The following is a 4,135-nucleotide window of genomic DNA, read 5'->3' on the forward strand; positions in this document are numbered from 1 at the left end:
GGGGTTTATCCCGTCGCCCTCGGGCCCCGGGGGGGGGGGGGGCGGGCCTACCCCCCCCCCCCCCCCCCCCCCCCCCCCCACAGGGAAGCGCGCGGCGGTTCAGACCCGGCGCCACCGCGCCATGGCGAAGGAGAACACACCGAAGAGCGCCATGCCCGCGGCGACGAGCCCCAACAGCCCCGGCCCCGCCGGGGTCTCGGCGACGGTGCGCAGCGCGTCGTCGAGCCCCTTGGCCTCGTTCGGCCGGTACGTCACCGCGGCGCGCACGAAGAAGACGCCGACCACGGCGAACACGGCGCCGCGCGCCACACCGCCGGCCACCCCGGTCACATCGGTGAACTGCCGCGCCCTGCGCGACATCGCACCGAGCTTCAGGTGCTTGCGGTACTTCCGCAGCACGGCCCGGACGGCCACCCACACGCCGGCCACGACGATGCCCGCCCCGGCCAGCCCCACGATCCACTGCCCGCCCGGCAGTTCCAGCGCCCGCGCGGTGACGTCCCTGGACTGCTGGTCGCCGGACCCGCTGCCACTGCCGCTCTCGCCGGCGGCGAACGCCAGCACGGAGTAGGCGACGAACGCGTAGAAGACACAGCGGGCCGCCGACAAAAGGCGCTTGCGGGCCTTGTGCCCGTCGGCGCCGGCCGCCCCGAACGCGGCCTCCGACAGCCGCCACAGGGCCATGCCGACCAGGCCCGCTCCGACCGCCCACAACAGGACGGATCCCATGGGCCGGGCCGCCAGTTCGGCCAGGGCGCCACCCCGGTCCGCCTGTCCGCCCCCGTCGCCCGACGCGATCCGCAGGGCGATCACCCCGATGAGCACATACAGGACGCCCCGGGCCGCGAGGCCCCACCGCGCCGCCATGCCCATCGCCGAACTGCCGGCCGCCCGGCGCGCCGCGGCGCGCCCGGGAAACGGCATCGTACGAGCGTTCATGTCAACCTCCCCCACCCGCTTGCCCCCTCGCGCCGCGGGGAAACGACGGGAACGGCGTACGGCCTTTCCAGCCGGACCGGAGCCCTGACGGGCGTGCGGGGCCCGGTGTCAGCCGAGGCCGGCGAGGGCCGTGCGGGCGTCCTCGGAGAGGTGCGGGTGACCGGAATCGACGACCCGCTGCAACGCCGAGCGCGCGCCGTCGGGATCCCCGTTGCCGGCCAGCAGCAATCCGAGATCGAGCGCGGCCTTGGGGGCGAAGTCGGGGTGTCCGAAGTCGATGGCCCGCCGGTAGGCGGCGGCCGCCCCGTCGGCGTCCCCCTGCAGCTTGAGCAGGAATCCGAGGTTGCAGGCCGCCATGGAGCCTGCTCGCGGATGACCGGAGTCGATGGCCAGTTGGTAGGCGGCGCGGGCCTCCTCCGGGCGGCCCTGCTGCTTCAGCAGGTAGCCCAGGCAGAACGCCGCTCCCGGTGCGTCCTCGGGATGGCCGGAGTCGACGGCGTGCTGGAGTGCCGCCCGGGCTCCTTCCGCGTCACCGCGCTCGGCCAGCATGTTGCCCAGGTCGAAGGCCGCGCGGGGAGCCGCGTCAGGGTGGCCGGAGTCGACGGCCGACCGGTAGGCGGCGGCCGCCCCGTCCACGTCACCCTGCTGCTGGAGCAGGACCCCGAGGTTGGCCGCGGCCAGCGGGGCGGCGTCCGGGTGGCCGGAGTCGACGGCCTGCCGGTAGGCGGCGGCCGCCCCTTCCGGGTCGCCGTGTCGGGTCAGGAGGACGCCGAGGTTGGTCGCGGCCATCCCCGCGGTGTGCGGGACACCGGCTTCGATGACCGTCCGGTAGGCGGCGGCGGCCCCCTCCACGTCTCCCGCCTTCTCGAGCCACATGGCGTGGCTGAGCTGGTATCCGCCATCCTTGCGGGCGCCTGAATCGCCGTGCATGTCCCCCGTGCACCTTTCCGAGCCGCGGTTGTCGTGTCCCGGCCTCCGGCCGGGTGGTCATCTTGTCATGGCGCGGATGGGCGGGCCGTACGCGCGGGGCGAGCACCGGCACACGCGGCACCACGCGGCGCGCCGTAAGGTGTCCCCGGGCGCGGCGCGATGACGAGGAGTACGAACGAGTGACTGCGCCGAGCCTGGAACACGCCACCGTCCCCGCCGACGCCGGCGAGGTGACCCTGCTGATAGCACGCCGGGTGGAGCCCGGGCACGAAGCCGCCTTCGAGCAGTGGGCGAAGGGCATCCTGGAGTGCGCCTCCCGCTTCCCGGGACACCTCGGGTACGGACTGTTCCGCTCCTCGGGGGGCGGCGCGCCGTGGTTCCTGGTGCACCGCTTCCGGGACGCGGAAGCCTGCCGGACCTGGCAGGAGTCCCCGGAGCGGGCACAGTGGTTCGCGCACTGCGCAGGCCACCATCACACCGAGATCGCGCGGCGGACGCTCACGGGCATGGAGACCTGGTTCGCCGCGCCGGGGTCGACGCGGCCCGCGCCGCCCCGCTGGAAGATGGCGATCAGCGCCACCCTGGCGATCTACCCGATCACGCTGCTCGGCGGCCACCTCCTGGTCCCCCACCTGACCACGCTGCCCGTGGCTCTCGCCGGGGCGGTCATCGCGGGCGTCTACAACGTCCTGATGACGTACGTGGCGATGCCGGCGGTCAGCCGTCTGCTGCGGGGCTGGCTCGGCGGCTAGTGGGGGTCCGCGCGGACCGTGCCGCCGAGCGCCGCGGCGAACGCGGGGTGGCGCGTGACGGGGCCGGCCGCCGTCGTCGCCGCTGCCAGCCGGCCCCGGGAACCTTCCCGTCCGCGGCGGCCCGCGCCGCCGCGGTCCGGCGCGGACGTCAGCCGGTCAGGGTCGCCACGGAACGCATGGCGAGGAAGTTGCCGCGGTAGGCGTCGTGGGTCGCCGCGCCCTCGACGCGCAGCAGGGCCTCGTCGTTCTCCCGCAGGGAGGAGACGTCGAGGTTGTGGGAGCCGGTGAAGGTCCACTTGGTGTCCGGGTGACCCGCGTAATTGCCCTCGACCAGCAGGTACTTGGAGTGCACGAACAGGTCGTCGCCCTCGGTCGCCGGCGTGCCGTTGTCCAGGCGCAGCTTGTACGGCTTGATCCGCGCGTGATTGCCCAGGGCCGCCAGCTCGTCGGTCTCGTTGTAGACGACCTCGATCCAGCAGTCCTGGTCGGCGAGGGCCCTCAGCCTGTTCGCCACGTCCGCCCGGTAGAAGGCGTACGCCGCGACGCGGACCACCGTCTTGTGGGAGGCGGACCCGACCACCGTGTTGCCGGTGCACAACACGTTGTTCAGCACGTCGACGATCAGGTCGCCGCTCTGCTGCGGGAAGAAGTAGTACTTCTCTGCCCCGCCGGTGGTGCCCTGCCGGAAGTAGTCCGCGTTGCGGTTCTCGTCGGCCAGGTCGTTGAAGTACGCGGTGTACGCCGTGTAGAGCTCGGTGTTGCCCACCGAGGTGTAGGCGTTGTTCCAGAAGCGGGAGGTGTTCGCCGGCGTCTGGTTCGCGGAGGTCTGGATCACCACGTCCTCCGCGACCCCCGGATCACCCACCCGGGAGAAGAGGAAGAACTTGTTGTGGTTGATGTGGTTCTTGTCCGCGTCGACCGTGACGTCGGCGATGCACGCGCGGTCCTTGGGGCAGACGTGCAGCCAGGACGCCCGGGTGCGGTCGGTGCCGAGGGTGGTCTTGAGCTGCGTCGCGGCCGTGGACGTGGAGTAGGTGTGATCCAGGACGACGCGCACCTGCACCCCGCGGTCGTGCGCGCGGCGCAGCGCGTCGCTGTAACCGGTGTCGGTGAGGGCGTACAGGGCGGCGCGCAGCGTACGGCCGCTCTGGGTGTTGTCGATCGCCTTGATGATGTGGTTCTTTACCGCGTCCTGCTCGGCGGTGGTGCCCTGCGGATCGTTGAACACCGCACCCGTGACGACCGGGGGCTCGTCCACGGCCACCGCGGCCGGGGAAGGGACGAACAGCAGGGTCAGCAAAGACCCTGCGACCAGCGCCGATGCCCATGTGCGTCTGATGGCTCTCACTCCTCGGTGAATGATCGTTCCTGCTGTGAGCAGGGGAACGATATCTTCCGGCCGGGGGGGGGGGGGGGGGGGGGGGGGGGGGGGGGGGGGGGGGGGGGGGGGGGGGGGGGGGGGGGGGCGGGGGGGGGGGGGGGGGGGGGGGGGGGGCGGGGGGCGGGGGGGGCCG

4 protein-coding genes are annotated in these 4,135 nt (G+C 73.4%); 1 reads left to right on the forward strand and 3 read right to left on the reverse strand.

Going from position 1 to position 4,135, the window contains the following annotated elements; translation table 11 throughout:
• Positions 1-99: 99 nt before the first annotated feature.
• The gene (locus ACIA79_RS30570; protein WP_399431643.1) at positions 100-939 is read right to left on the reverse strand and encodes a DUF1206 domain-containing protein; all 840 of its coding nucleotides are present in this window, start codon (positions 937-939) and stop codon (positions 100-102) included.
• Between the two features lie 108 nt (positions 940-1,047).
• Positions 1,048-1,869: a tetratricopeptide repeat protein gene (locus tag ACIA79_RS30575; RefSeq protein ID WP_399431644.1), complete on the reverse strand. Its 822-nt coding sequence runs from the start codon at positions 1,867-1,869 to the stop codon at positions 1,048-1,050.
• 179 nt (positions 1,870-2,048) lie between these two features.
• Between ACIA79_RS30575 and ACIA79_RS30580 the strand changes: the two genes are divergently transcribed.
• Positions 2,049-2,621, forward strand: a complete 573-nt coding sequence (locus ACIA79_RS30580; RefSeq protein WP_399431645.1) for an antibiotic biosynthesis monooxygenase — start codon at positions 2,049-2,051, stop codon at positions 2,619-2,621.
• A gap of 148 nt (positions 2,622-2,769) precedes the next feature.
• Here the strand turns inward: ACIA79_RS30580 and ACIA79_RS30585 are convergent, their stop codons facing one another.
• Positions 2,770-3,969: a phosphatidylserine/phosphatidylglycerophosphate/cardiolipin synthase family protein gene (locus ACIA79_RS30585; protein ID WP_399431646.1), complete on the reverse strand. Its 1,200-nt coding sequence runs from the start codon at positions 3,967-3,969 to the stop codon at positions 2,770-2,772.
• Positions 3,970-4,135: the final 166 nt, after the last annotated feature.

The organism is Streptomyces sp. NPDC051310 (assembly GCF_044455245.1).
In the GTDB taxonomy this organism is placed as follows: domain Bacteria; phylum Actinomycetota; class Actinomycetes; order Streptomycetales; family Streptomycetaceae; genus Streptomyces.

Excerpts from the sequence above, each read along its gene's own strand:
- ACIA79_RS30570 (WP_399431643.1), bottom strand. The coding sequence starts at position 939 with ATGAACGCTCGTACGATGCCGTTTCCCGGGCGCGCCGCGGCGCGCCGG.
- ACIA79_RS30575 (WP_399431644.1), bottom strand. The coding sequence starts at position 1,869 with ATGCACGGCGATTCAGGCGCCCGCAAGGATGGCGGATACCAGCTCAGC.